The following is a 26393-nucleotide window of genomic DNA, read 5'->3' on the forward strand; positions in this document are numbered from 1 at the left end:
TCCTCGCCCCCGCGAGGACCGCCCCCGCGGACAAGGAGCAGAGATGAGCTGGAACCCCCCGGGCGGCCCCCCGCAGGGACCCGGACCGTACGGCCAGGGCCCCCAGACCCCCGGCCCGCAGGGCCCGTACGGCGGCGTCCCGCAGGGGCAGGGTCCCTACGGCCCGCCGCCCGGCGGCCCCTACGGCCCGCCTCCCGGTCCTCCCGGACCGGGCGCGCCCTACGGGCAGTCCCCCTACGGCGGCCCGCCCCCCGGGCCGCCCAAGTCCCGCGCCGGGCTGGTCATCGGCCTGGTCATCGGCGCGCTGGCGCTGATCGTGGTGGCCGGGATCGTCGTGGTCGTGCTCGCCCGCGCGGGCGGCGGCGACGAGTACACCATCACCACCCCGGCGACGGTGGCCGGCCGCCAGCGCGACACCTCCACCGAGTCCCGGCTGAGCACCCAGATGTCCAGCCTGCGCAGCCAGCTGGAGTCGCAGAGCGGCGGCAAGATCGACTCGTTCGTCAGCGCGTTCTACAAGGACGCCTCCGGCGGCACGAGCCTCACCGTGCCGCAGGGTGTGATGTTCGTCGGCGGCACCGGCGAGATGGGCGACCCCGACGCGTTCGTGCGCGGCTTCCGCGAGGCCGGGCAGAAGGCCGGGTCGGTGGTCACCGAGACCGAGCCCGGCCCGCACGGCGGCAAGGCGGCCTGCGGGCAGGTGTCGGGCTCGGGCGTGACGATCTCGCAGTGCGCGTGGGCGACCCGGAGCTCGTTCGGCGTGGTGGTGCCGACCACCCCGGGCACCTCGACCGGCACGGCCGCCGAGCTGATGCGCACCTTCCGCGGCGAGGTGGAGCAGAAGAAGTAGCCCGGTTCCCGCCGGGATCGGGACACCGGTCACCTGACACCGGGTCGCCCCGGCGGCCAGTCTTGGCCACGGACGGGCGAGACACGACCGCGGGGAGGCAGAGCGATGCGAGCGGCACTGGCGCGCGCCGCCGGGCTGGCGGGGGCGTTCGCCGCCGGCGCGGCGGTCGCCCACCTGGCCGGGATCCCGCACCTGCTGCGCATGACCACCGACCTGCAACGCTCGCGGGAGCGCATCCTGGCGGGCCACGAGGAGGAGCGGCGGCGGCTGCGCAACGACCTGCACGACGGGCTCGGCCCGACGCTGGCGGGGCTCGCGCACTCGCTGGACGCCGCCCGCCTCACCCTGGCCGGCGAGCCCGAGCGCATCGGGCCGGTGCTGACCGAGCTGCGCGACCGGCTCGCGGTGACCGTCGGCGAGATCCGCGAGCTGGCCCACGGGCTGCGCCCGCCCGCGCTGGACGACCTCGGCCTGGTCGGGGCGATCGAGTCGCTGGCCGACGGCTGCTCGGACCGGGTGGACGTGCGCTTCGACGGCGACCCCGGCGACCTGCCGGCCGCCGTCGAGGTCGCCGCCTACCGGATCGTGACCGAGGCGGTGTCCAACATCCGCCGGCACGCCCGCGCCGGCACCGCGCTGGTGCTGCTCAGCCGCGACGACGACCTGCACCTGATGGTCGCCGACTCGGGCACGGGCCTGCCCGAGCCGGTGCGGGCGGGCTGGGCCGCGCGCGGCGGGCTGGCGGCGATGCGCGAGTGGGCCGCCGAGATCGGCGGCAGCTGCGCGATCTCCTCCCGGCCCGGCGGCGGCACCGTGGTCAGCGCCCGGCTGCCGCTGGCGGTGCCCGGCTATCCTCAGGGCCCCAACGGACAAGGCGGGCGAGCGTGACTGCGACAGAGGCGATCCGGGTGCTCATCACCGACGACCACCCGGTGTTCCGGCAGGGCCTGAAGGGACTGCTCCAGGCCATCGGCGGCATCGAGGTCGCCGGGGAGGCGTGCAGCGGGCCGGAGGCGGTGAAGCTGGCGGCCGAACTCCAGCCGGACGTGGTGGTCATGGACCTGCACATGCCCGGCGGCAACGGCATCGAGGCCACCCGCACCATCACCCGCACCAGCCCGCGCATCGGCGTGCTGGTGCTGACCATGTTCCGCGACGACGACTCGGTGTTCGCCGCCATGCGCGCCGGGGCCCGCGGCTACCTGCTCAAGGAGTCGGGCGCCGAGGAGATCGCGCGGGCGGTGCGGGCCGTGGCGGCGGGCGAGGCCATCTACGGGCCGGAGATCGCCCGCCGGGTGCTGACCTACTTCACCGACATGCCCGACCCGCGCCAGGCCGCCTTCCCGCAGCTCACCGAGCGGGAGCGGGAGGTCCTGGAGCTGATCGCGCAGGGCCGCAGCAACGCCGAGATCGCCGCCACGCTGTTCCTCAGCCAGAAGACCGTGCGCAACCACGTCTCCAACATCTTCATGAAGCTGCACGTGGCCGACCGCGCCCAGGCGATCGTGCTGGCCCGCGAGGCCGGGCTCGGCGAGACCGCCAAGAACGCCGGGGCCTGACCGCCGTCCGGAGCGGGCAAGGGAGGTCTCACCTTCCGGGGAGGCCCGCATCACGTCGCAGAAACGACGAAGCCCCCGGCGGGACCTCGTGGGTCCCGCCGGGGGCTTCCGGCGTCGTTACGCGCTCTTCTCGCGCGGCTCCCGCTTGGTGCGCTCGCGCGGCACCAGGGTCGGGTTGACGTGCTCCAGGACGGCCTCCCGGGTGATCACCACGCGGGCCACGTCCTGCCGGGACGGGACCTCGTACATCACCGACAGCAGGACCTCTTCCATGATCGCGCGCAGGCCGCGCGCGCCGGTGCCGCGCAGGATGGCCTGGTCGGCGATCGCCTCCAGCGCGTCGTCGGTGAACTCCAGGTCCACCCCGTCCAGCTCGAACAGCCGGTGGTACTGCTTGGCCAGCGCGTTCTTGGGCTCGGTGAGGATGTTGATCAGAGCCTCGCGGTCCAGGTTGTGCACGCTGGTGATGATCGGGAGACGGCCGATGAACTCGGGGATCATCCCGAACTTCAGCAGGTCCTCGGGCATCACGTCGGCCAGCATCGCCGACGACTCGTCGACGTCGGCCTTGGAGCGGATCACCGCGCCGAAGCCCATGCCCTGCTTGCCGACCCGGGACTCCACGATCTTCTCCAGGCCCGCGAAGGCGCCACCGCAGATGAACAGCACGTTGGTGGTGTCGATCTGGATGAACTCCTGGTGCGGGTGCTTGCGGCCGCCCTGCGGCGGCACGCTCGCGGTGGTGCCCTCCAGGATCTTCAGCAGCGCCTGCTGCACGCCCTCGCCCGAGACGTCCCGGGTGATCGACGGGTTCTCGCTCTTGCGGGCGACCTTGTCGACCTCGTCGATGTAGATGATCCCGGTCTCGGCCTTCTTGACGTCGTAGTCGGCCGCCTGGATCAGTTTGAGCAGGATGTTCTCCACATCCTCGCCCACGTATCCGGCCTCCGTCAGCGCCGTGGCGTCCGCGATCGCGAACGGGACGTTGAGGAGTTTGGCGAGCGTCTGCGCGAGCAGCGTCTTACCCGAGCCGGTGGGCCCCAGCAGCAGGATGTTCGACTTGCCGAGCTCGACAAGGTCGTCCCGCCCGCTGTCCCCGGCCTGGATGCGCTTGTAGTGGTTGTAGACGGCGACCGACAGGGCCTTCTTGGCCGCCTCCTGCCCGATGACGTAGGAGTCCAGGAACTCGTAGATCTCCCGCGGCTTGGGCAGGCTGTCCCACTTGAGGTCGGAGGTCTCCGAGAGCTCCTCCTCGATGATCTCGTTGCAGAGATCGATGCACTCGTCGCAGATGTACACGCCCGGACCCGCGATGAGCTTTTTGACCTGCTTCTGGCTCTTTCCGCAGAACGAGCACTTGAGCAGGTCACCACCGTCGCCGATGCGTGCCACCCAACTGTCTCCTTTTCGTGGGGCCGCGCGCCTGAGAGGATGCGGTGCGGCTCGGTTGCGTCCCGAAGGCTCTCGACGTTGGACTCGACGTTACCGCCTCATCGGCACTTGGTAAGCCCCCCGCCCGGAAGTGTGCCGTCCGGGCGGGGGCCTCCAGGTCCCTGGAAACGCCGTCAGCGCCGTCGTATCAGGACGACACTACCTCGGCTTTGCGCTTCCTGCTGACGAAGACGTCGTCGATGAGACCGTAGTCCTTGGCCTCGGCGGCGGTGAGGATCTTGTCCCGCTCGATGTCCTTGCGGACCTCCTCCAGGGACTTGCCGCTGTGCTTGGCCAGGATGTCCTCCAGCAGCTCGCGGATGCGCATGATCTCGCGGGCCTGGATCTCGATGTCGCTGGACTGGCCGTAGGTGCCCTCGGTCGCGGGCTGGTGGATCAGTATCCGCGAGTTGGGCAGCGCCGCCCGCTTGCCGGGCGTGCCGGCCGCCAGCAGCACCGCGGCGGCCGAGGCCGCCTGGCCGATGCACACCGTCTGCACGTCGGGCTTGACGAACTGCATCGTGTCGTAGATCGCCGTCATGGCGGTGAACGAGCCGCCGGGCGAGTTGATGTAGATGCTGATGTCGCGGTCGGGGTCGATCGACTCCAGCGTGATCAGCTGGGCCATCACGTCGTTGGCCGACGCGTCGTCGATCTGCACGCCGAGGAAGATGATCCGCTCCTCGAAGAGCTTGTTGTACGGGTTCATCTCCTTGACCCCGTACGTGGTGCGCTCCACGAACGACGGAATGATGTAGCGGTTGTCCACCGGCGTCGCGGTGCCCCCCGCCTGGATCCGGGGACGGATCAGATCGCTCACTTCAGTGCCTCCGCTTAGTGGTTCGGGTCGTCAGGAGACGGGGCCCTCGGAGGGCACCTGGTTGGCGCTCAGCACCACGTGGTCGACCAGGCCGTAGTCCTTGGCCTCGTCGGCGGTGAACCAGCGGTCGCGGTCGGAGTCCTTCTCGATCTGGTCCACCGACTGGCCGGTGTGCTCGGCGATCTTCTGGGCGAGCGTCTGCTTGACGTACAACATCTGCTCGGCCTGGATCTTGATGTCGGAGGCGGTGCCGCCGATGCCGCCCGACGGCTGGTGCATCATGATGCGCGCGTGCGGCAGGGCGTAGCGCTTGCCCGGCGTGCCCGCGCACAGCAGGAACTGCCCCATCGACGCCGCCAGGCCCATGCCCACGGTGACGATGTCGTTCGGCACGTACTGCATGATGTCGTAGATCGCCATACCGGCGGTCACCGAGCCGCCGGGCGAGTTGATGTAGAGCGTGATGTCGCGCCGGCCGTCCTCGGCCGACAGCAGCAGCAGCTCGGCGCAGATGCGGTTGGAGATGTCGTCGTCGACCTGCTGGCCGAGGAAGACGATGCGCTCGCGCAGCAGCCGCTGGAACAGCTGGTCGCCCAGGGGCAGCAGGGGCGCCTCAGCGACCCGCGCCTGGACCCGCGACGACTCATCGAAAGTCGGAGGCATGCTCACCGGGTGTTCCTCCGGTCCTTTTATCGGTACGGATGATTGGACATTAACGCGCTGGGCCCCCCGCTTAAGCCCGGGGGGGCGGCTTTTCGCTGGCGGCGTATCCGGGCATCAAGATCCCGTAAACGGGAACACCCCGCACCGGGCCTCGGTACGGGGTTCGTGTTCAACGGAGTCCTGGCCCAAGAGGCTCGCCTAGCGGCTCACCTCTTGACCAGAACTTGGCGAGTGCCACATCGCTTCGCGATCTGGCCCGGCGAAGCTCGCCTCCGGCTTCGCTTCACCGGGCCAGTCAGGCACTCGCGTGACGGCTGAGGACTCAGGCGTCCTTCTTGGCGTCCTCGGCGTCGGCCTTGGCCGCGGCCTCGGCGTTGGCGTCCTGGGCGGCCTTGGCGTCCGCCTCGTCGGCCTCGGCGGCGGCCTCGGTCGCGTCGGCGATCTCCTCGGCCTCCGCGACGACCTCGGCCTCGCCGGCCTGGACCGTCTCGCCGGTCTCGCCGTTCAGCTCACGCTGCACGGCCTCGGCGTCGATCACGTTGCCGGACTCGTCCTTGATCGCGATGTGCTCGACGATGAGGTTCAGCGCCTTGTTGCGCAGCACCTCCGACACGATGGCCGGGAGCTGGTTGTTCTCGGTGAGGTACTGGGCCAGCTGCTGCGGGGCCACGCCCATCTGCATGGCCTGGGTGACCACGTACTCGCTGAGCTCCTCGTTCTCGACGCCCAGCTCCTCCTGCACGGCGAGCTGGTCGAGGACGAAGCCGCCCTTGACCGCCTGGCGGGCGGCGCTGGCCACGTCGGCGTCGAACTCCTCCTCGGACTTCTCCTCGTCCTTGAGGTAGTCCTCCTTGGACATGCCCGCCATCTGGAGCTGCTGCTCCAGCTGCTGGTGGCGGCGGGACACCTCCTCGTCGACGACGCGGTCCGGCAGCGGGATGTCGACCTTCTCCAGGAGGGCCTCCAGGGCCTTGTCCCGGGCGTCCGACAGCTGCTGGAGCTTGACCTGGCGGCCGAGGCGGGTGCGCACGTCCTCGCGCAGCTCCTCGACGGTGTCGAACTCCGAGGCCATCTGCGCGAACTCGTCGTCGGCCTCGGGCAGGTTCTTGACCTTGACGTTCTGCACCGTGACGGTGACCTCGGCCTCCTCGCCGGCGTGCTCGCCGCCGGCCAGGGTGCTGGTGAAGGTCTTCGACTCCTCGGCCTTGAGGCCGGTGAGCGCGTCGTCCAGGCCCTCGATGGCGGAGCCGGAGCCCACCTCGTAGGAGAAGCCGGTGGTGGAGGCGTCGGCGACCTCCTCGCCGTCGATCCTGGCGACCAGGTCGATGGTGGCGAAGTCGCCCTCCTGCGCCTCCCGCTCGACGGCGGTCAGCGAGGCGAAGCGCTCGCGCAGGTTGCCGAGGGTCTCCTCGACCTGCTCGTCGGTGACCTCGGCGTCGTCGACGACGACCTCCAGGCCGTCGTAGTCGGGGACCTCGAACTTGGGCCGGATGTCCACCTCGGCGGTGAAGGCGAACTGCTTGCCGTCGTCGAGCTCGGTGACCTCGACGTCGGGCTGGCCGAGCACGAAGATCTCGGTCTCCTCGACGGCGCGGCCGTAGAGCTCGGGCAGGGCGTCGTTGACGGCCTCCTGCAGGACGGCACCCCGGCCGACGTACTTGTCGATCAGCGGGGCGGGCACCTTGCCGGGCCGGAAGCCCTTGATGCGCACCTGCTGCGAGATCTCCTTGTACGCCTTGTCGAGGTTCGGCTTGAGCTCGTCGAACGGAACCTCGACGGTGAGCTTGACCCGCGTGGGGGTCAGCTCCTCGACATCGGTCTTCACTGGGGTGTGTCTCCTTGATCGGGCGCTGTCTCGGCCGCGGCGTTCGACGCGTACTCAGCCAGTCAGTCTCTCAGGCTCTCAGACAGGCGCGGGCACGCCGAAGAACCGGCTCCGCGCCTGTGCGCGCCAAGTCTATGGGGTTCCGGCGGTCGGTGCGGACATCGGCGTCCGGCGGGGACGCCCCGAACCCGCCGGGCGGCCGTCCGATACCGGGGACGGCCCGCCGGGGACCCGCCGCCGGGCCCGCCGCCCCTGTCACCTGGGCATGTGACATGGAGCACGCGAGCCCTCATACTCTTCCGGGATGAACGGGATAGCTGCGGCTTTTGGTGCCACCGTGCTGTACTACGTCGGTTTCGCCGTTTTCAAGCTGGCGGCCGACCGCATGGCGACGTTGCGCGGCAACCGCATCCTGCACATGATCTGGACGATCCTCGGCAACTGGGTCTTCCTGGTGGCGCTGGCCCTGGTGCTGGGCGGGCTCACCCTGCAGATCCTGGCGCTGACCGAGGTGTCGCTGGGCATCGCCGTCCCGATCTTCATGTCCGGGGTCGTGCCGCTGCTGGTCATCGCGATGGTCTTCTTCGGCGACCGGCTCACCGCCCGCGAGTGGCTGAGTCTGGCGCTGATCGGCGTGGCGATCCTGATGCTGGTGGCCTCCACCGGCAACCCGCCGCCGATCGAGGCGGTGGACGTGCCGTCGTGGAAGCTGGCGGTGGTGGTCGGGCCCGCGATCGTGGTGCCGCTGCTGCTGATCGTGCTGGGCGACCACCGGCCCGACGGGCGGCACGCCCGCCCGGTGACCGGCATCGCCTACGGGCTGGCCTCGGGGTTCCCGGTGGGCACCGCCGAGCTGGCCATCAAGGGGTGGAGCGACTCCAGCTCCGACGGGCTCGGCATCCTGGCCACGCCCTACCCGTACGTGACGGTGCTGGCGGCGGCGCTGGGCTTCGGCATCATGGTGGCGGCGTTCCAGCGCTGCCGGGTGACGATCGTGGCGGCGGTGATGACCGTCAGCGCCAAGTCCTACCTGCTGCTGATGGGCACGTTCATGTACGACGAGGCGTGGCCCTCCGACGGCCCGCACGCGCTGCTGCGGGTGGGCGCGCTGGTGCTGGGCGCGGTGGCCGTCGCGCAGTTCCCGCGGCACCGGCCGGTCCCCGACAACGACCTGCCCGAGCCCGAGGAGGTCGTGCCGCCCGCGCAGGACCCGTTCGGCGGCCCGGCGCTCGGCCGCCCGACCTCGGGCGTCTCGTCGCTGGGCCTGGCGGCGGCCCCGACGCCCTACGACGTGCCGCCGCTGGACCAGGTGCCGCCGGTGCAGGGCCGTCCGCCCGCCGGTGCGTCCGGTCCCGGCCAGGTGCCGCCGCCGCGCAGCCCGTACGCGCACGATCCGCTGGGCAAGGGCCCGTACTGGCGCGAGGGGCACCGTCCGCCGGAAGGGCGGCGCCCTCCGGAGGGGCCGGACGCCGCCGACCAGGGCCGCCGCCCGCCCGGCTCCCCCGCCTAGCGTCCCCGAAAGGGTCAGCGCACGCCCACGCCCGTCAGGTCGTAGCCGCCGAAGTAGCGGTCGGCCGCGACGTTGGTGGCGTGCTCGCCCCGGTAGTGCAGGTTCTTGGCGAACAGCACCGGCACCAGCACCGCCCGCTCCATGACCGTGTCCGCCGCGTCCCCGGCCAGGCGGGCGCGGGCGGTGGGGTCGGCGGTGCGGGCGATCTCGTCGAACTTCCCGTTGACGGCGGGGTCGACCAGCTCGGCCAGGTTCATGTTGCCGCTCGCCGGGATGGCGCGGGTGCCGACGATCTGCTGGAGGAAGGACGACGCGGTGGGGAAGTCGGGCCCCCACGTGGCGAACATGATGCCCAGCTTGTTGCTCCGGACGAAGGCGGGCGAGCCGGCGGTCCTCGTGAAGTAGTCGGCGGCGGGGTAGCCCTGGATGCGGACGACGATCCCGACCTTGGCCAGCGCGGACTTGAGGACCTCGGCCATGGCGGCCTCGCGCGGCCGGTCCGAGCGCATCGCGATGGTCGTGCTGAAGCCGTTCGGCTGCTTGCACTCGGCGAGTTCGCGCCGCGCCTGCGCCAGGTCGCCGCCGCGGCCCGCCGGGTAGCGGTCGCTGGCGCGGGAGCCGGGGAGGTTCGGCGGGATCAGGTGGGTGGCCGGGTCGCCGGTGTTCGTCCCGCCGTAGGCGGTGGTCATGGAGGCGCGGTCCATCGCGTAGTGCACGGCGCGGCGGCAGTGCACGTCGTTCAGCGGCGCGACCTTGGTGGAGAGCGCGAGGTAGTTGAGGAAGCCGTTGGGCGCGACGTCGGCGTTGACGCGCAGGTTCGCGTCGGCCATGACGCGCTGGGAGGCGGCCGGGCTCAGTCCGGTGGTGCCGATGGGCAGGTCGGCGCTGCCGGTGAAGAGCGCGTTGGCGAGCGCGTCCTCGTTCTCTGCGCGCGTGACGGTGATCCGGTCGGCGAGCGGCTTGCGGACCGGGTCGTCGGCCCAGTGCTCGTTGCGGACCAGGGTGAGCGAGCCGTTCCCGACGTTCTGGAGGCGGTAGGGGCCGGTCGCGACGGGACGTTCGCCGTACTTCGTGCCGGTGTCCTTGGGCTGGGGCACCGGTGCGGTCTGCGGGAGCGCCACGATCTGGTCGAACTCGCTGTAGGGCTGCTTGAGGTGGAAGACGACCGTGGCGTCGTCGGGGGTGGTGACGCCGGTGAACTTGCCGAGGTCGGTCTGCTTGTAGGGCCCCGGGTAGCCGCCGGCGTTCAGGAGCTGGGAGAAGTAGGCGGGGCCGCCGGGGTGCACGGTGCGGTCGAAGGTGCGGGCGACGGCGTACTTGACGTCCTTGGCGGTGACCGGCGAGCCGTCCTCGAACTTCACGCCGGGCCGGAGCCGGTAGGTCCACGTCTTGAAGTCACTGCTGGGCTGACCTGCGGCGCTCGCCAGGTCGGGGACGGGACGGCCGTCGGACTCGCGGCCGGTGAGCGTCATCAGGCGGCGGAGGAAGAGCTGGCCCAGCTCCCAGGTCTGCAGGTAGTAGGAGTCGGCGGGGTCCAGGGAGTCGAGGTCGCCGGAGTGCGTCAGCCGCAGCGTCCCGCCGCGCTTGTCGGAGCGGTTGGCGACCGAGGTGAGCGCTCCGTTGAAGCCCGCGACCGCCTCCTTGGTCGTGGACTGGTTGCCGGGGTCGCGGGTGTTCACCACGATCGTCACGACCGTGATGACGAGCACGACGAGGGCGGCGGCGGCCAGGGCGGACAGCGCGGGGCCGGAGAGGCGTTTGCGGCGGGAGCCGAGCAGCGTCTCCGGCAACGACGAGCCCTGCGTGGTGGGCGGCTGGAACGGGGCGAACGGCGCGTGTTGCGGCACGGGAGGCGGCCCGTACTGGCCGTACTGGACGGGCGCCATGGGCGGCGGCAGGGGTTGTGACGCGGACGGCGCCTGCTGCGGGCCGGATTGGGCGAGCCGCACCGGTTGCGGGCCGGACTTCGTGAGCCGCACCGGCTGCGGGGGCGCGTACGTGTCCTCGTCCACGGGCGCGGCCCGGCCCAGCAGGGCGAGGACCTGTTCGGCGCTCGGCCGCAGCGCGGGGTCCTTGGCCAGGCACTCGGCCGCCACCTCGCGCAGCGGCGACGGGAGCGCGCCCAGGTCCGGCGGGTGGTTGAGGATGCGGTTGATGATGGCCGGGAGGGAGTCCAGCCCGAACGCCGGTGTACCGGTGGCCGCGAAGACCATGCTGCCGCCCCAGGCGAACAGGTCGGCCGCCGCCGTGATGTCGCCGCCTGCGAGCTGCTCGGGGGCCATGTAGGCGGGGGTGCCGACGATCCCGCTGCTGGTGGACACGGTGAGGTCCAGGGCCCGCGCGATGCCGAAGTCGATCACCTTGGGCCCGGCCGCGCCGAGCAGCACGTTGCCGGGCTTGAAGTCGCGGTGGACGAGCTGGGCGCGGTGCACCGCCGCCAGCGCCTCGGCGGTGCCCGAGGCCAGCCGGGCGAGCGCGGCGCCCGACAGCGGGCCCGCCTCGCGCACCTCGTCCACCAGCGCCGGGCCGTCCACGAACTCGCTGGCGATGTAGGGGACGTCGGAGGCGACGTCGGCGTCCAGCATCCGCGCGGTGTAGGGGCTCGTCACCCGCTGGGCGACGGCGAACTCGCGGGCGAACAGGCGGCGGGCGCGGGGGTCGTGGTTCAGGTGGGCGCGCAGCAGCTTGACGGCGCAGTCGGGGCCGGTGCCGTCCGCGCGCGCCCCGAGGTAGACGACGCCCTGGCCGCCCTCGCCGAGGAAGCCGGTCAGCCGGAAGGGGCCGATGTGCTCGGGGTCGTGAGCGCGTAGTGCGACGACTCTCGGCATCGGTCCCCCGGGAACAGACGGTGTGATGTCAGCAGGATGCCGCATTGATCCGCCTGTCGCACGATCATGGCGGAAAAGACCGGCGGGCGGGTCCGGACGCGTCGCCGCGTCCGGACCCGCCCGCCGGAGGGCCGGGGTTCCCGGTCAGCGGCCCTTGCGGTCCTGGCGCGGGAGGCCCTGGTCGAGTCCGGCGCGCCGCAGGGCGTCGGCCATGGCGCTATTGCCGCCGCCGCCCTGACCACCCCGGCCGCCGCCCTGACCGCCGCCCTGGCCTCCGCGTCCGCCGCCGCCCTGGCCGCCGCCACGGTTCTGGCCGCCGCGTCCGCCCTGGTTACGGCCGCCGCCGCCTTGGCCGCGCGGGTTCTGCCCGCCGCCGCGACCGCCCTGGCGGGGCTGCCGCTCCCCGTCCCCGCCGCGCTCGCCGCCGCCGCGCTTGTCGGCCTCGTCCTGGAGCCGCAGGGTGAGGGAGATGCGCTTGCGCGGCAGGTCCACGTCCAGGACCTTCACCCGGACGATGTCGCCGGGCTTGACGACGTCGCGCGGGTCGGCGACGTACTTGTCCGACATCGCGGAGATGTGGACCAGGCCGTCCTGGTGCACGCCCACGTCCACGAACGCGCCGAACGCCGCCACGTTGGTGACCACGCCCTCCAGCAGCATGCCGGGCTCCAGGTCCGACAGCTTGTCCACGCCCTCCTTGAAGGTCGCGGTCTTGAACGCCGGGCGCGGGTCGCGGCCGGGCTTCTCCAGCTCGGCCAGGATGTCGGTGACGGTCGGCAGGCCGAAGGTGTCGTCCACGAAGTCGGCGGGCTTCAGCGCCCGCAGCGTGGCGGTGTTGCCGATGACGCCCTTGATGTCGCTCCCGGCGGCGTCCAGGATGCGGCGCACCACCGGGTAGGACTCGGGATGCACGGCCGAGGAGTCCAGCGGGTCGTCACCGGCGGGGACGCGCAGGAAGCCCGCGCACTGCTCGAACGCCTTGGGGCCGAGGCGCGGCACCTCGCGCAGCCCGGCGCGGCTGCGGAAGGGGCCGTTGGCGTCGCGGTGGGCCACGATGTTCTCGGCGAGGCCCTCGCCGATGCCCGACACGCGGGTCAGCAGCGGCGCGGAGGCGGTGTTGACGTCCACGCCGACGGCGTTCACGCAGTCCTCCACGACGGCGTCGAGGGAGCGCGACAACTTCACCTCCGACAGGTCGTGCTGGTACTGGCCGACGCCGATCGACTTGGGGTCGATCTTGACCAGCTCGGCCAGCGGGTCCTGCAGGCGGCGGGCGATGGAGACCGCGCCGCGCAGCGAGACGTCCATGCCGGGCAGCTCGCGCCCGGCGTAGGCGGAGGCGGAGTACACCGACGCGCCCGCCTCGCTCACCATGATCTTGGTGAGCTTGAGGTCGGGGTGGCGGGCGATGAGGTCGGCGGCGAGCTTGTCGGTCTCGCGCGAGGCGGTGCCGTTGCCGATCGAGACCAGGTCCACGTGGTGCTCGCGGGCCAGCCGGGCGAGGGTCTCGATCGACTCGTCCCAGCGGCGGCGCGGCTCGTGCGGGTAGATGGTGTCGGTGGCCACGACCTTGCCGGTGCCGTCCACGATCGCGACCTTGACGCCGGTGCGCAGGCCCGGGTCCAGGCCCATGGTGGCGCGGGTCCCGGCGGGCGCGGCCAGCAGCAGGTCGCGCAGGTTGGCGGCGAACACCCGGACGGCCTCGTCCTCGGCCTCCTGGCGCAGCCGGGTGCGCAGGTCGATGCCGAGGTGCACCAGGACGCGGGTGCGCCACGTCCAGCGCACGCAGTCGCCGAGCCACTTGTCGGCGGGGCGGCCCTGGTCGGTGATGCCGAACCGGCGGGCGATCTCGACCTCGTAGGCGCTGCGCGCGCCCGGCTCGGGCTCGCTCTCCTCGGGCGACAGGTCGAGGTCGAGGACCTCCTCCTTCTCGCCGCGGAACAGCGCCAGGATCCGGTGCGAGGGCAGCTTGGTGAACGGCTCGGCGAAGTCGAAGTAGTCGGCGAACTTGGCGCCCGCCTCCTGTTTGCCCTCGCGCACGCGCGAGACGACGCGGCCGCGCGTCCACATCTGCTCGCGCAGCGCGCCGATCAGGTCGGCGTCCTCGGCGAAGCGCTCGACGAGGATGGCGCGGGCGCCCTCCAGCGCGGCGGTCGCGTCGGCCACGCCCTTGTCGGCGTCGACGTAGGACGCGGCGGTGGCCTGCGGGTCGTGGGACGGGTCGTCCAGCAGCAGGTCGGCCAGCGGTTCGAGCCCGGCCTCGCGCGCGATCTGCGCCTTGGTGCGGCGCTTGGGCTTGTAGGGCAGGTAGATGTCCTCCAGCCGCGCCTTGGAGTCGGCGGCCATGAGCTGCGCGCGCAGCTCGTCGGTCAGCTTGCCCTGGGACTCGATCGATTCCAGGATCGCGCCGCGGCGCTCGTCCAGTTCCCGCAGGTAGCGGAGGCGCTCCTCCAGGGCGCGCAGCTGCGCGTCGTCGAGGGCGCCGGTGGCCTCCTTGCGGTAGCGCGCGATGAACGGGACGGTGGCCCCGCCGTCGAGCAGGTCCACCGCCACGCGGACCTGGCCCTCGCGGACGCCGAGCTCGTCGGCGATCCGCCGGGTGACCGGCGCGGTCCCCCCGGAGGTCTGGTCGGTGGCGGTCTGGCTGGTGGTGGCTGTCACGAGTTCGATTCGCTTTCTCCCCTGGATGTCGCCCGTGCATTCTCCCGGGAACCCGCCCCGCTTGTCGCGTCACGGTCGAAACCCGGCCCGGTGCCCGGCCGTCCGGCCCGGAGAGTGGACCTAGCTCCACTGCCCCGGCATCCGGTTTGCTCGCACAATGGGCAGGTCGCGGCAGTTGCGGCGTCCGGCGGGCGAAGGAGTGACGGTGAACGACGACGAGGGCGTGGCCGCCCGGTTCGGGGCGACGGCCCGGCGCGGGACGACCGCCGCCCTCCGCGGCCTGGTCCAGGCGGTGTTGTCGCAGCTCGGGATCGCGGTGTTCGTGCTCTCGGTGGTGTCGGTGGCGCTGATCCCCGTCGGGGTCGGGCTGGTGCTGGCCCCGGCGGCGCTGCTGGCGCTGCGGGCGCTGGCCAACCAGCAGCGGGCGTGGGCGGCCGAGTGGTCGGACGTGCCGATCCCGCTCCCCTACCGGCCCGAGCCCGGCGCGCGGTTGTCGCCCCGGTGGGTGTGGTGGTTGCTGCGCGACCCGGCGACCTGGCGGGATCTGCTGTGGATCCTGGTGAACGTCCCGGTGGGGCTGCTGCTGGGGCTGCTGCCCGCCGCCGCGCTGGTGTACGGGGTGGAAGGCGTGCTGGTCGCGCCGTGGCTGGCGCAGGTGACCGACTACGGCTGGGGCCCGTTCTGGATGCTGGACGACTGGGGCGTGCTCGGGATCCTCGGCTGCCTCGTGCTGGGCCCGCTGCTGACGGCGGTGGCGCTGCCGCTCGGGCCCCGGCTGCTCAGGGCGCACGCGCTGTTCACGCGGTCGTTGCTGGCCCCGACGCGGGGCGCGCTGGCCGACCGGGTCGCGCGGCTCACCGAGACCCGCGCCGCCACCGTGGACTCCTCGGCCGCCGAGCTGCGCCGCATCGAGCGCGACCTGCACGACGGCGCGCAGGCCCGGCTGGTGGCGCTCAGCATGAACATCGGCCTGGCCGAGCAGCTCATGAAGCACGACCCCGACACCGCCCAGGAGCTGCTGGCCGAGGCGCGCGCCGCCAGCGGCCAGGCGCTGACCGAGCTGCGCGACCTGGTGCGCGGCATCCACCCGCCGGTGCTGGCCGAACGCGGGCTGGACGGCGCGGTGCGCGCGCTGGCGCTGCGCCTGCCGCTGCCGGTGGACGTCGTGATCGACCTGCCCGGACGGGCCGAGGCGCCGGTGGAGTCGGCCGCCTACTTCGCGGTGGCCGAGATGCTGGCCAACGTGGTCAAGCACAGCGGCGCCGAGCGCGCCTGGGTGCAGATCGAGCAGGCCCGCGACCGCCTCCAGATGATCGTCGGGGACGACGGGGCGGGCGGCGCGGACCCGGCGGCGGGGTCGGGAATGCGCGGCATCGAACGCAGGCTGGCGGCGTTCGATGGCACGATGGCGGTCACCAGCCCGCCGGGCGGGCCCACCCTCGTGACCATGGAGCTGCCGTGCGCGTCGTCCTCGCCGAAGACCTCGCCCTGCTGAGGGACGGGCTGATCCGCCTGCTCGGGGCGTACGGGTTCGAGGTGGTGGCGGCGGTGGACAACGGCCCGTCGCTGGTGCGGGCCCTGGTGGAGCACCAGCCGGACGTGGCGGTGGTGGACGTTCGGCTGCCGCCGACCTTCACCGACGAGGGGCTGCGCGCGGCGCTGGAGGCCCGCTCGCGCATCCCGGGCCTGCCGATCCTGGTGTTGTCGCAGCACGTGGAGCAGCTCTACGCGCGCGAGCTGCTGTCCGACAGTTCCGGCGGCATCGGCTACCTGCTGAAGGACCGGGTGTCGGACGTGGCGCAGTTCGTGGACGCGGTGCGCCGCGTGGCGGGCGGCGGCACCGCGCTCGACCCCGACGTGGTCGCCCAGCTGCTGACCCGCCGCGCCCGCGAGGAGCCGTTGCAGCAGCTCACCCCGCGCGAGCGCGAGGTGCTGGGGCTGATGGCCGAGGGCCGCTCGAACGCCGCGATCGCCGCGGCGCTGTTCGTCACCGAGAAGGCGATCAGCAAGCACACCAACAACATCTTCACCAAGCTGGGCCTGGTGGTCTCCGAGGACGACAACCGCCGCGTGCTGGCGGTGCTGGCCTACCTCGGCGGGCCGTCCTAGCGGGCCGCCCTGGCAGGCCCGTGGGCTCAGCGGGCCTGCGGGCTCAGTGGGCTTGCGGGCTCAGTGGGCTTGCGGGCTCAGCGGACCCACAGCGGGACGATGCGCTCGGCGCCCTTGGGGGCCAGCTCGCACGCGTCGGCCTCCTCCGGCACCGGGTTGTAGGCGCGCGTCCCGGCGGTGGCGGTGACCACGGCGGTGAAGCCGTCGGGCCCGGCGGTCATCTGGCGCGGCAGGCCCGCGGGCAGCACCAGCGTGTCGCCCTCGGCGACGGCCAGGCGCTCGCCGTCCAGCTCGACCGACGCGCCCCCGGCCAGGCAGGTCCACACCTGCTCGGCGTCGAAGGCGTGCCGGGGGCCGGTCGCACCGGGGTGCAGCGCGGCCTGCCAGAGGGCGAGGCCGGTGCCGCCCTGGGTGGGCGAGGCGAGGGTGGTCATGACGCCGTTGGGGGTCTCGGTGCGGCGGGCGTCGGCGGAACGGATCACGGTCATGGGGGGCGTCCTCTGCTAATTTGGACAACGTGGTTGTCCAAATAGTCAACGAGGTTGTCCGTCATGTCAAGTGACCCGCCCGGGTTCGTGCTGCCGCTGCGCCTGTTCCTGGCCTTCCGCACGATCATCGACGAGGCGCACGCCGAGCTGGCCCGGCAGGGCCATCCCGACCTCAAGCCCATGCACGGCTTCGTGTTCCAGGCGATCGGCCCGGACGGCACCACCGCCGTCGAGCTGGGCCGCACGCTGGGCGTCTCCAAGCAGGCGGCGGGCAAGACCGTGGACGCCCTGGAGCGGACCGGTTACGTCGAGCGCGGCACCGACCCCCGCGACGCCCGCCGCAAGGTCGTCCGCCTCACCGCCCACGGCGTGGACGCCCTGGCCCGGTCGGCGCGGATCTTCGACGAGATCCGCGCGCGCTGGGCCGCCGAGCTGGGCGACGACCAGCTGCGCGCGCTGGAGGCGGGCCTCACCGAGATGACCCCCGCCGAGTTGTGGCGGCTGGACGCGCCAGGGTGGTTCGGCGGCATGTGAGGCGTTCCGGGCGGCCCCCTACGATGAGCTGATCATCTTCCGGAGGGGGCGGTCATGAGCCAGGTGAAGGTCTACGGGCGGCGTTCGGCGTGGGCGGGGCGGCAGCAGGAGGTCTCCGACCTGGTGCAGGCGTCCCTCCACGAGGCGTGGAAGCTGCCCGAGGACAAACGTTTCCACCGCTTCCTGCTGCTGGAGGCCGAGGACTGGATCGTCCCGGGGCGCGGCGAGCGCTACCTGATCCTGGAGATCCTCTGCTTCGAGGGCCGCACGCCCGACGCCAAGCGCGCGCTGATCCGCACGTTGTACCGGGAGCTGACCGGCGGGCTCGGCCTGGACGCGGCCGACCTTGAGATCACGATCATCGAGACGCCCCAGGTCAACTGGGGCATCCGCGGCGTCCCCGGGGACGAGCTCGCGCTCACCTACCCCGTCCGGCTGTAGCGCCGGACGAGTTTTCGCCGCGTCTTTTCTCCGCAGCGCGACCGTACGTCCCCTGGCAGGCGACCGGACCACCGCCGAGGCGGGGCGCGAGCGTGCCCGCACCCCCTTGAAGGGCCGTGCGCGGCCGGTTACCATCAGCGCAATTCTTAGGAAAGTTTCCTAATGAATAGGCCGAGATTCCTGTTGGTTCGGGGGCGCGAACTGATCGGAGAATCATGTCCACCAGAGCGACCCGGCGGCGCGGCGGCGCGCTCGCCGCGGCGGCGGTCCTGACCGCCGGCGGCACCCTGATCGCCCTTCCCCCACCCGCCACGGCGGCGGCCGCGGTCACCGCGACCTGCACCAAGACCGCCGACTGGGGCTCGGGCTTCGAGGGCAAGTGCACCGTCAAGAACGGCACGGCGACGGCACTCAACGGCTGGAAGGTCGAGTTCACCCTCCCCGCCGGGACCAGCGTCGGTTCCACCTGGGATGCGACCAAGACCGTGTCCGGCAACTCCTACACCTTCACCAACGTCGGCTGGAACGGCGCGGTCGGCGCGGGCGCGTCGGTCTCGTTCGGGTTCGGCGGCACCGGTCCCGGCTGGATCTCCGGCTGCAAGGTCAACGGCGCGTCCTGCGACGGCTCGACCGGCCCCGGCGACGACACGCAGGCTCCCACCGCGCCGGGCAACCTGCGCTCCACCGGCAAGACGGCGACCAGCGTCTCGCTGGCCTGGAACGCCGCCACCGACAACACCGGCGTGACCGGCTACGACGTCTACCAGGGCGGCACCAAGGTCGATTCGGGCACCGCGACCAGCGTCACCGTCTCGGGCCTGAGCCCCAAGACCGCCTACACCTTCACCGTCAAGGCCCGGGACGCCGCGGGCAACCAGTCCCCCGCCTCCAACGCGCTGTCGGTCACCACCGACGCGGGCGACACCCCCGGCCCGGCGGGCCAGAAGGTCATCGGCTACTTCGCGCAGTGGGGCGTCTACCAGCGCGGTTACCACGTCAAGAACATCGACACCAGCGGCTCGGCCGCCAAGCTCACCCACATCAACTACGCGTTCGGCAACGTGCAGGGCGGCAAGTGCACCATCGGCGACTCCTACGCCGACTACGACCGCGCCTACAGCGCCGCCGAGAGCGTGGACGGCGTCGCCGACACCTGGGACCAGCCGCTGCGCGGCTCGTTCAACCAGCTCCGCAAGCTGAAGAAGAAGCACCCGCACCTGAAGGTGCTCTGGTCGTTCGGCGGCTGGACCTGGTCGGGCGGCTTCGGCCAGGCGGCGCAGAACCCGGCGGCCTTCGCCCAGTCCTGCCTGGACCTGGTGGAGGACCCGCGCTGGGCCGACGTGTTCGACGGCATCGACATCGACTGGGAGTACCCCAACGCCTGCGGCCTCACCTGCGACACCAGCGGCCCGGCCGCGTTCCGCAACGTGATGCAGGCGCTGCGCGCCAAGTTCGGGTCGGGCAACCTGGTCACCGCCGCGATCACCGCCGACGGCACCTCCGGCGGCAAGATCGACGCGGCCGACTACGGCGGCGCGGCCCAGTACGTGGACTGGTACCTGCCGATGACCTACGACTTCTTCGGCGCCTGGGACAAGACCGGCCCCACCGCGCCGCACTCCCCCCTCACCTCCTACCCCGGCATCCCGATCGAGGGCTTCCACTCCGACGCCGCGATCCAGAAGCTGAAGTCCAAGGGCATCCCGGCGAGCAAGCTGCTGCTCGGCGTCGGGTTCTACGGGCGCGGCTGGACCGGCGTCACCCAGGCGGCCCCCGGCGGCTCGGCCACCGGGCCCGCGCCCGGCACCTACGAGGCGGGCATCGAGGACTACAAGGTCCTCAAGACCCGCTGCCCGGCCACCGGCACCGTCGCCGGCACGGCCTACGCCAAGTGCGGCGACCAGTGGTGGAGCTACGACACCCCGGCCACGCTCGGCGGCAAGACCGCCTACGTCAAGCAGCAGGGCCTCGGCGGCTCCTTCTTCTGGGAGCTGAGCGGGGACACCACCGGCGGTGAGCTGATCACCGCCCTCAGGAACGGCCTCGGCTGACCAACCTCCCGGGTTCGGCCGAGACCTGGACGGGGCCCCCGACCGCACGGACGCGCGGTCGGGGGCTCCTCCGCGTTCAGCCCTCCAGCTCGGCCACGGCCTCCGCCACCCTGCCGGGGTTGCGGCGGTGGTAGCCGGAACTCCAGTGGTTGGGCAGCAGCCGCTGGGTCTCCGTCACGATCTGCTTGGCCGTCTCCGCCAGGCCCGCGCTCTCCCGGCCCTGTAGCTCGCGGGCGATGACAACAGCGTCCACCAGGCGCAGGTCGGCCAGCCGCCGCCACACCTCGTCCATGCCGGAGCGGTCGCGCAGCTCGCGGTACTCCGCGACGTGCGGGGCCATGAGCAGGGCACGCCGCTCGTACCCGTTGTCCGGCAGGGCGTCGGCCTCGGCGAACATCGGCTCCAGGGCGTCGGCGAGCATCCGCTTGTAGTCGTCGGCGTCGCCCTGCACGCCGGGGTACTCCTTGCGGAACTCGTCCCAGTCGACCTCCAGCCCGCGGAGGGTGTCGGCGGTCGGCGGGGATCCGGCGTGCGCGGGCTCGCCCCGGACCAGGACGTCGAGCAACATCCGGTAGGACGGCCGGGTGTGCACCGCCAGCAGCCAGGCGTCGTAGAGGTCCTTGCCCTGCGGGTAGACGTCGTCGAGCAACCACTGGAGCTTCCAGGCCAGCGACAGCTCGGGGGTGGCGGCGTTCAGCAGCGGCGGCTCGCCGCCGTCGGCGCGCGGGACCTCGGTCAGCGCGGGCGGGGCGGGCAGCGCCTCGTTGAACACGAAGTCGAGCTGGACGGTGCCGCGCGGCAGCCCTCCGGCCTCCCACGGCAGCACCAGGCGGCGGCCCGGCACCCGGTCGTAGGTCCAGATGTCGGAGTAGAGCGCGTCGTCGGCGACGAGCGTGACCAGGTCGCCGGAGTCGCGCAGGGACATGTCCTCGGCGGCCTGCGCGACGCCGCGCAACATCGCCACCGACCGCTCGTCGTAGACGCCCCACTCCTGCGGGACCACCACGAAGTCGAGGTCGCCGGGCTCGCGCGCCGGAAGCCCGTACCAGGCGCGCAGCAGCACGCTGCCGCGCAGCACCAGGTGCTCGCCCCAGCGCGAGGCGGCGATCGCCGCGAGCACGTGGTCCACCGCGCGCCGTCGGGCCTCGTACCAGCGCGTCTGCTGCTCCTGGGACGGGAAGCTCGGCTCCCCGGCGCGCATCGCCTTGGTGTGCTGCTTGAGCGCGGGGTCGAACACCGGCAGCTGCACGGTGCCCGGCACCGGCAGCAGGGTGGGCGGCAGGCCCAGCCTCTTGCTCTCCTCCGGCGTCGGGGGCCTCGGCGGCAACCGCTTGTCCTCCCAGGGGCCCCAGCCCAGCTCGTCCCACCGGTCCTCGGTCATGGGCGGGTCTCCTCCTCGATCCAGCCGTCGTCCAGCGAGGCGTCGCCGTCGAACACCACGTACTCCCGCTCCACCGAGACGATCTCGTGGCCGTCCAGCGCGGCCACCAGCGCTTCCAGCCGCCGCACGGCGGTGCGCGACCCGACGCCGCGGCAGCGCTGGGTGACGAACCGCTCGTGCCGCCCGTCGGCGCGGACGCGGCGGGCGTTGCGCGACAGGTGCGCGGCGTGCGGGCGCGCGGCGGCGGCGAGGGCGGCGGTGTCGGCGGCCGGGTCCAGCAGGAGCTTGACGTGGTGCTCGAAGTAGTAGCGGCCCGGGTCGGGCGCGTCGGCGTCGTGCTCGGGCACCCCGGCGTTGAACGGCGACGCCTCGATCTTGAGCCGGGTCACCGGGTGGCCGTCGGCGCGCAGCCGCGCCGCCACGTCCTCGGCCCGCGCCCGCGCGGCGTCCAGCGTGCCGCGCGTGCGCAGGGTCAGCATCGGCTGGGAGGGCACCCGGCCCCGGTCCAGCACGATGTGGGCGAACTTGAGCCCGCGCTCCGCCGCCCACCGCTCGACCGCGTCGATCTCGGCCGCGGGGCAGGAGACGGTCAGGTGGGTCTCGAAGTCGCCGGTGAAGTCCACGTCACAGATGCTCCCAAACCCCACTGACAACGGGACACCGGTTTATCGTCGGAACAGTGGACCGGAGGAGCCTGCTGACATTCCGCGCCGCATGATCGAGGCGGTGCTGTTCGACCTGGACGGGACGCTGCTGGACCACGCGGGGGCGGCGGCCGACGCGCTGACCGACGTCCAGCCGGACGCGGACGCCACGCGTTGGGCGGAGCTGAACGACCTGGGCGTGGACCGGTATCTGGCGGGCGAGTTGACGTTCGCCGAGCAGCGCCGCTTCCGGGTGAAGACCCTCGCGCGCGAGCTGGGGCTAGGCAGTGTTTCAAAGTCCCGGCCCAGGGGGCTCGCCTGGCGGCTCGCCCCCTGACCGTGCCTTGGCGAGTGCCACATCGCTTCGCGATCTGTCGCGGCGGGGCTCGCCTTCGGCTTCGCCCCGCCGGGACAGTTAGTCACTCGCGCGGTGGCTGAGGCCTTTGAGACAGGCCCTAGACGAGTGGGAGGACGCCCGCGCCGACGCGTGGTTCGCCTCCTACCTGGCCCGCTACGAGGCGAGGTGGCGCGCGTTCCCCGACGTCGCGCCCGCGCTGGCGGGGCTGGCCGGGCTCCGGCTCGGCGTGGTCACCAACGGGGAAGCCACCCAGCAACGCGCCAAGCTGGCCCGGCTGGACGTGGACGCGACGGCCGCGACGTCGGCGGGCCTGCGCGGCGTCTGGCTGGACCGCCTGAACACCCGGCCGCCGGAGGGCCTGCCGGTCCCCCGGATCACCACGCTGATCGACCTGCCCGCACTGCTGTAGTCAGCGCTCCAGCGGCGCGTCGCAGACGGCGCACACGTAGTGGTCGTCCTTGACGATGGCGAGCTGCCCGCAGGCACCGCAGCGTCGGAACACGTACTCGGCGGTGAAGCCGTCGGGGTGGCGCAGCCCGGCGCGGTCGAGCGCGGCGGCGACGGCGGGCCACGACTCCGGGCCAGGGCAGTAGCCGGTGGACTGGTTAGAGACCTCGACGACCTCTCCCCCGGCGAAGGTGATCTCGCCTGCCGCGAGCACGGGCGCACCGCCCGCGCATGCGACGTGCTCGCTGCGCTGGGGTGCGAGCAGCAGGGTTCCGTCCAGGGCGACGACGTAGGTGAACGGCTCGTCGGCGTCCCGGTCGCCCATCTCCCCGAGGGGCACGCCGCCCGGCCCGTCCACCGCTGCGAGCAGGTCGGCGGGGCCGACGTAGGGGTAGGCGCGCATGGCTCGATTATCCAGGTGACCGATCTGCGGTCGGTCGCCTACCGTGGAGGCTTCAGGACGTCACGAGCAGGAAGATCCGATGGCCTTTCACGAGGTGGGGCGGCGAGCTAGCCGCGCCGAGCTGGGGGACGAGCAGTCGTGCCCGGCCCGGCTCGGCGGTGTGCGCCGTCATCCCATCGACCTCGTGAGGCCGTCCCATGCGCTCTGCTGACATCCGTTCGACCTTCCTGGACTTCTTCCGCGAGCGCGACCACCGCGTCGTGCCGTCCAGCCCGCTGGTGCCGTCCGATCCGACGCTGCTGCTGACCAACGCGGGCATGAACCAGTTCAAGCCCTGCTTCCTGGGCGAGCGCACGCCCCCGCACCGGCGCATGGCGTCGGTGCAGAAGTGCGCGCGCACCTCCGACATCGGGAACGTGGGCCGCACCTCGCGGCACGGCACGTTCTTCGAGATGCTCGGCAACTTCTCGTTCGGCGACTACTTCAAGGACGAGATCATCCCCTGGTCGTGGGAGCTGCTGACCCGCCACTACGGCCTGGACCCCGGCCGGCTGTGGGTGACCGTCTACCTGGACGACGACGAGGCCGAGCGCGTCTGGCGCCGGATCGGCGTCCCGGCCGAGCGGATCCAGCGGCTCGGGATGGCCAACAACCACTGGTCGATGGGTGTTCCGGGGCCGTGCGGCCCGTCGTCGGAGCTGCACTACGACCGGGGTCCGGCGTTCGGGCGCGAGGGCGGCCCGGCGGTGGACGGCGAGCGCTACCAGGAGTTGTGGAACCTCGTGTTCATGCAGAGCCTGCGCGGTCCGGGCGGCGATAAGGACGGCTACCCGATCGTCGGGAAGCTGCCCACGCGCAACATCGACACCGGCCTCGGCCTGGACCGGCTCGCGGCGATCCTGCAAGGCGTGGACTCGATCTGCGAGACCGACCTTGTCGCGCCGACGCTGCTGCGCGTGCAGGAGCTGGCGGGACGCGCCTACCGGGGGCGCGGCGGCGGTGAGGAGTCGGTGTCGTTCCGGATCGTCGCCGAGCACGCGCGCTCGATCGTGTTCCTGATCGCCGACGGCGCGCTGCCGTCGCCGGACGGCGCGGGCTACGTGGTGCGGCGGCTGGCGCGGCGCGCGATCCAGCACGCGCGGCTGCTGGGCGTCGATGAGCCGGTGCTGCCGCTGCTGACCGGCAGCGTCGTGGACACGCTGGGCGAGGCGTGGCCCGAGCTGGTCGAGCGGCGCGAGCTGATCCGGCAGGTCGTCACGGCCGAGGAAGAGGGGTTCGAGCGCACGGTGCGGCACGGCTCGCGGGTGCTGGAGAGCGCGATCCGCAAGGCGGACGGTGTTCTCCCGGCGCGCACGGTCTTCGAACTCAACGACACCCGCGGCTTCCCCGTCGAGCTGGCGCTGGACGCGGCGCGCTCGGCGGGCCTGACGGTGGACGAGGACGAGCTGGAGACGCTGCTGGAACAGCGGCGCAGCCAGGCGCGCGAGGGCGGCCGGGACAAGAAGAACTCGGCCGTCGCGCGGCAGGATTTGTATCGCGGGATCGTCACCGAGCACGGCCCGACCACGTTCGTGGGCTACGAGACCACCACGGCCGAGACCAGGCTGCTGGCGCTGCTGGGCGACACCGGCCCCGTCGCGTCGGCGGGTCCGGGCGAGCGGATCGAGGTGGTGCTCGACCGTACGCCGTTCTACGCGGAGGCGGGCGGCCAGATCGGCGACACCGGGACACTGCGCACCGGCGACGGTGCGCTGTTGCGCGTGCTGGACACCCGGCACGGCATGGACGACCTGCACGTGCACACGGTTCAAGTGCTGGAAGGCGAGGTGCGTCCGGGCACGACGGCCGAAGCGGTCGTGGACGCCGACCGCCGCGCGGCGATCGCGCGTTCGCACAGCGCGACGCACGTGCTGCACGCGATGATGCGCCGGGTGCTGGGCGAGCACGCGACGCAGCGGGGCTCGCGCGTGGAGCCGGGCCGCCTGCGGTTCGACTTCGCGCACTTCGCGCCGCTGGGCCGGGAGACGTTGCGCACCGTCCAGACCCTGGTCAACGACTACCTGCTGGCCGATCCCGAAGTCCGCGTGTGGGAGGCCGACCGGGCGACGGCGGAGGAGGCGGGCGCGCTCGCGCTGTTCGGCGAGCGCTACGGCGACCGAGTGCGGATCGTGGACATCGGCGCGGCGTCGCGCGAGTTGTGCGGCGGCACGCACGTGGCGCACGGCGCGCAGGCGGGCCCGGTGCATCTGCTGGGCGAGTCGTCGGTCGGCACGGGCCTGCGCAGGGTCGAGGCGCTGACGGGCCCCGACGCGCTCCGCCACGTCGATCACCAGCAGGTGTTGCTGGCAGAGCTGGCCGACCTGTTGCAGGTCCCGGCGGACGACGCGCCGGGCCGCCTGCGGCAGCGCCTGGAGGTGCTGGCCAAGGCGCAGCGCAACCTGGAGAAACTGCGCGCGGCCGACCTCGGCAGGCGCGCGGACGGCCTGGTGCGCGAGGCGGAGCGGCTGGACGGCGGCTGGCTGGTGGCGCGGGCGGTGCCCGACGTGTCCGGCGACGACCTGCGCCCGCTGGCGGCGCGGGTGCTGGAGCGGCGGCCCGGCGCGGTGGTGCTCGGCACCGCCGACGGCGGGCGGGCGCTGCTGGTGGCGGCGGTGACGTCCGGGGCGGTCGGCGTCCCGGCGAGCGCGCTGCTGCGGGAGGCGGCGCGGGCGGTCGGCGGCGGGACCGGCGGCAAGGGCGCGGTGGCGAACGCGGGCGGCCGTCGTCCGGAGAAGCTGGGCGAGGCGATCGAGCTGGCGGCGCGGACGGCCCGGCGGACCCTGACCGGATGACCATGCCCGCTTTGCGGCGTATCGTCCGCTTCAAGGACAGCGGAGGGAGCCGCCGGTGTTGCGCGTGTTCTGTTTCGAGACCCTGGCCGTCACCGTCGAGGACGTCTACCTGCGCGACCCCGATCCCGACCGGGGCGGCGACGAGCGCGGCGTGCGGGTCGAGCTGCGGTTGCTGGAGCAGCGGCCCTGGCGCGGCTCGCCGAACGCCTCCCAGGCCGTCGTCGTGGACCGCGCCGTCTGGCGGGGCGACTTCCTGGAGTCGGTGGCGGGCGGGCCCGGCACCAAGGACCGGATGCACCACCACCCCGGGATGGTCGGCGACGAGCCGGGACGGCGGACCTTCTCCGCCGAGCTGACGCAGGACCCGATGGGCTGGCTGCGCGGGACGCTCGCCGACGTCGTCCCCCTGCTGGAGATCGCCGACGTGCCGGACGCCGCCGCGCACCGTCCCGCCGCCGAGGCGCTGCGCGACGCGTTGCACGAGGTGGTCGGCACGGTCGCGACCACGCTCGGGGAGGTCCGGGCCGGAACGCTCGCGACCTCCCCGACGCGGTAGCGG

The 26393-nt window shown here is 72.7% G+C and carries 23 protein-coding genes; 13 read left to right on the plus strand and 10 right to left on the minus strand.

Annotated elements, in window-relative coordinates; translation table 11 throughout:
- Positions 1–43: 43 nt before the first annotated feature.
- The 3 genes from AH6_RS45125 (at position 44) to AH6_RS10170 (ending at position 2409) form a co-directional block, all read left to right on the plus strand.
- The gene (locus AH6_RS45125) at positions 44–850 is read left to right on the plus strand and encodes a hypothetical protein (protein WP_067477371.1); all 807 of its coding nucleotides are present in this window, start codon (positions 44–46) and stop codon (positions 848–850) included.
- A gap of 105 nt (positions 851–955) precedes the next feature.
- Positions 956–1738, plus strand: coding sequence for a sensor histidine kinase (locus AH6_RS10165; protein WP_083982553.1), 783 nt, complete (start codon positions 956–958; stop codon positions 1736–1738).
- The gene (locus tag AH6_RS10170; RefSeq protein ID WP_067477374.1) at positions 1735–2409 is read left to right on the plus strand and encodes a response regulator; all 675 of its coding nucleotides are present in this window, start codon (positions 1735–1737) and stop codon (positions 2407–2409) included. Before AH6_RS10165 ends, AH6_RS10170 begins: the two co-directional genes overlap by 4 nt.
- Positions 2410–2526: 117 nt before the next feature.
- Here AH6_RS10170 and clpX read toward each other — a convergent pair whose 3' ends face one another.
- The 4 genes from clpX to tig all read right to left on the minus strand — a co-directional run bounded on the left by clpX (position 2527) and on the right by tig (position 7148).
- Positions 2527–3801: an ATP-dependent Clp protease ATP-binding subunit ClpX gene (gene clpX / locus AH6_RS10175; protein ID WP_067477376.1), complete on the minus strand. Its 1275-nt coding sequence runs from the start codon at positions 3799–3801 to the stop codon at positions 2527–2529.
- 187 nt (positions 3802–3988) lie between these two features.
- On the minus strand, positions 3989–4660 hold the full coding sequence (locus AH6_RS10180) for an ATP-dependent Clp protease proteolytic subunit (protein WP_067477378.1): 672 nt from the start codon (positions 4658–4660) through the stop codon (positions 3989–3991).
- A 30-nt stretch (positions 4661–4690) separates the two neighbouring features.
- Complete coding sequence (locus AH6_RS10185) at positions 4691–5323, minus strand: ClpP family protease (protein ID WP_067477381.1); 633 nt, start codon at positions 5321–5323, stop codon at positions 4691–4693.
- A gap of 322 nt (positions 5324–5645) precedes the next feature.
- Positions 5646–7148, minus strand: a complete 1503-nt coding sequence (gene tig / locus AH6_RS10190; protein ID WP_067477384.1) for a trigger factor — start codon at positions 7146–7148, stop codon at positions 5646–5648.
- A gap of 304 nt (positions 7149–7452) precedes the next feature.
- On the opposite strand from tig, the gene AH6_RS10195 reads away from it, so the two are divergent.
- Entirely contained in the window at positions 7453–8658 is a 1206-nt protein-coding gene (locus tag AH6_RS10195; protein ID WP_157431390.1) for a DMT family transporter, read from the plus strand.
- 14 nt (positions 8659–8672) lie between these two features.
- Here the strand turns inward: AH6_RS10195 and AH6_RS42240 are convergent, their stop codons facing one another.
- Both AH6_RS42240 and AH6_RS10205 read right to left on the minus strand, forming a co-directional pair.
- On the minus strand, positions 8673–11486 hold the full coding sequence (locus AH6_RS42240) for an ABC transporter substrate-binding protein (RefSeq protein ID WP_169807826.1): 2814 nt from the start codon (positions 11484–11486) through the stop codon (positions 8673–8675).
- A gap of 144 nt (positions 11487–11630) precedes the next feature.
- On the minus strand, positions 11631–14147 hold the full coding sequence (locus AH6_RS10205) for a Tex family protein (RefSeq protein WP_067477387.1): 2517 nt from the start codon (positions 14145–14147) through the stop codon (positions 11631–11633).
- Positions 14148–14352: 205 nt separating this feature from the next.
- Between AH6_RS10205 and AH6_RS10210 the strand changes: the two genes are divergently transcribed.
- Positions 14353–15642 (plus strand): sensor histidine kinase, encoded by a 1290-nt coding sequence (locus AH6_RS10210; protein ID WP_245679256.1) that lies wholly within the window; start codon positions 14353–14355, stop codon positions 15640–15642.
- Positions 15606–16256: a LuxR C-terminal-related transcriptional regulator gene (locus AH6_RS10215; RefSeq protein WP_067477390.1), complete on the plus strand. Its 651-nt coding sequence runs from the start codon at positions 15606–15608 to the stop codon at positions 16254–16256. Before AH6_RS10210 ends, AH6_RS10215 begins: the two co-directional genes overlap by 37 nt.
- A gap of 77 nt (positions 16257–16333) precedes the next feature.
- On the opposite strand, the gene AH6_RS10220 is transcribed toward AH6_RS10215, so the two are convergent.
- On the minus strand, positions 16334–16744 hold the full coding sequence (locus AH6_RS10220; protein WP_067477392.1) for a cupin domain-containing protein: 411 nt from the start codon (positions 16742–16744) through the stop codon (positions 16334–16336).
- 63 nt (positions 16745–16807) lie between these two features.
- Here AH6_RS10220 and AH6_RS10225 point away from each other — a divergent pair, with 63 nt between their 5' ends.
- From AH6_RS10225 to AH6_RS10235, 3 genes are all read left to right on the plus strand, one after another.
- The gene (locus tag AH6_RS10225; RefSeq protein ID WP_067477395.1) at positions 16808–17278 is read left to right on the plus strand and encodes a MarR family winged helix-turn-helix transcriptional regulator; all 471 of its coding nucleotides are present in this window, start codon (positions 16808–16810) and stop codon (positions 17276–17278) included.
- Positions 17279–17332: 54 nt separating this feature from the next.
- The gene (locus AH6_RS10230; RefSeq protein ID WP_067477398.1) at positions 17333–17719 is read left to right on the plus strand and encodes a tautomerase family protein; all 387 of its coding nucleotides are present in this window, start codon (positions 17333–17335) and stop codon (positions 17717–17719) included.
- Positions 17720–17934: 215 nt separating this feature from the next.
- The gene (locus AH6_RS10235; protein ID WP_083982561.1) at positions 17935–19770 is read left to right on the plus strand and encodes a glycosyl hydrolase family 18 protein; all 1836 of its coding nucleotides are present in this window, start codon (positions 17935–17937) and stop codon (positions 19768–19770) included.
- Between the two features lie 76 nt (positions 19771–19846).
- Here AH6_RS10235 and AH6_RS43615 read toward each other — a convergent pair whose 3' ends face one another.
- Complete coding sequence (locus tag AH6_RS43615; protein ID WP_067477401.1) at positions 19847–21151, minus strand: nucleotidyl transferase AbiEii/AbiGii toxin family protein; 1305 nt, start codon at positions 21149–21151, stop codon at positions 19847–19849.
- Complete coding sequence (locus AH6_RS43620) at positions 21148–21774, minus strand: hypothetical protein (RefSeq protein ID WP_067477404.1); 627 nt, start codon at positions 21772–21774, stop codon at positions 21148–21150. The genes AH6_RS43615 and AH6_RS43620 overlap by 4 nt, the downstream gene beginning before the upstream one ends.
- 91 nt (positions 21775–21865) lie before the next feature.
- Here AH6_RS43620 and AH6_RS10250 point away from each other — a divergent pair, with 91 nt between their 5' ends.
- Together AH6_RS10250 and AH6_RS10255 are read left to right on the plus strand one after the other, a co-directional pair.
- Entirely contained in the window at positions 21866–22132 is a 267-nt protein-coding gene (locus AH6_RS10250; protein WP_067477407.1) for an HAD family hydrolase, read from the plus strand.
- A 106-nt stretch (positions 22133–22238) separates the two neighbouring features.
- Positions 22239–22562, plus strand: coding sequence for an HAD family hydrolase (locus tag AH6_RS10255; protein ID WP_067477410.1), 324 nt, complete (start codon positions 22239–22241; stop codon positions 22560–22562).
- Here AH6_RS10255 and AH6_RS10260 read toward each other — a convergent pair whose 3' ends face one another.
- Positions 22563–23003: a hypothetical protein gene (locus AH6_RS10260; RefSeq protein ID WP_067477413.1), complete on the minus strand. Its 441-nt coding sequence runs from the start codon at positions 23001–23003 to the stop codon at positions 22563–22565. It abuts the gene before it with no gap.
- 197 nt (positions 23004–23200) lie between these two features.
- On the opposite strand from AH6_RS10260, the gene alaS reads away from it, so the two are divergent.
- Together alaS and AH6_RS10270 are read left to right on the plus strand one after the other, a co-directional pair.
- Entirely contained in the window at positions 23201–25834 is a 2634-nt protein-coding gene (gene alaS / locus AH6_RS10265; RefSeq protein WP_067477416.1) for an alanine--tRNA ligase, read from the plus strand.
- 55 nt (positions 25835–25889) lie between these two features.
- On the plus strand, positions 25890–26390 hold the full coding sequence (locus AH6_RS10270; RefSeq protein ID WP_067477419.1) for a hypothetical protein: 501 nt from the start codon (positions 25890–25892) through the stop codon (positions 26388–26390).
- The last annotated feature ends 3 nt before the right edge of the window (positions 26391–26393 follow it).

Origin of the sequence: Actinomadura hibisca NBRC 15177 (assembly GCF_001552635.1) — a bacterium.
Lineage (GTDB): Bacteria > Actinomycetota > Actinomycetes > Streptosporangiales > Streptosporangiaceae > Spirillospora > Spirillospora hibisca.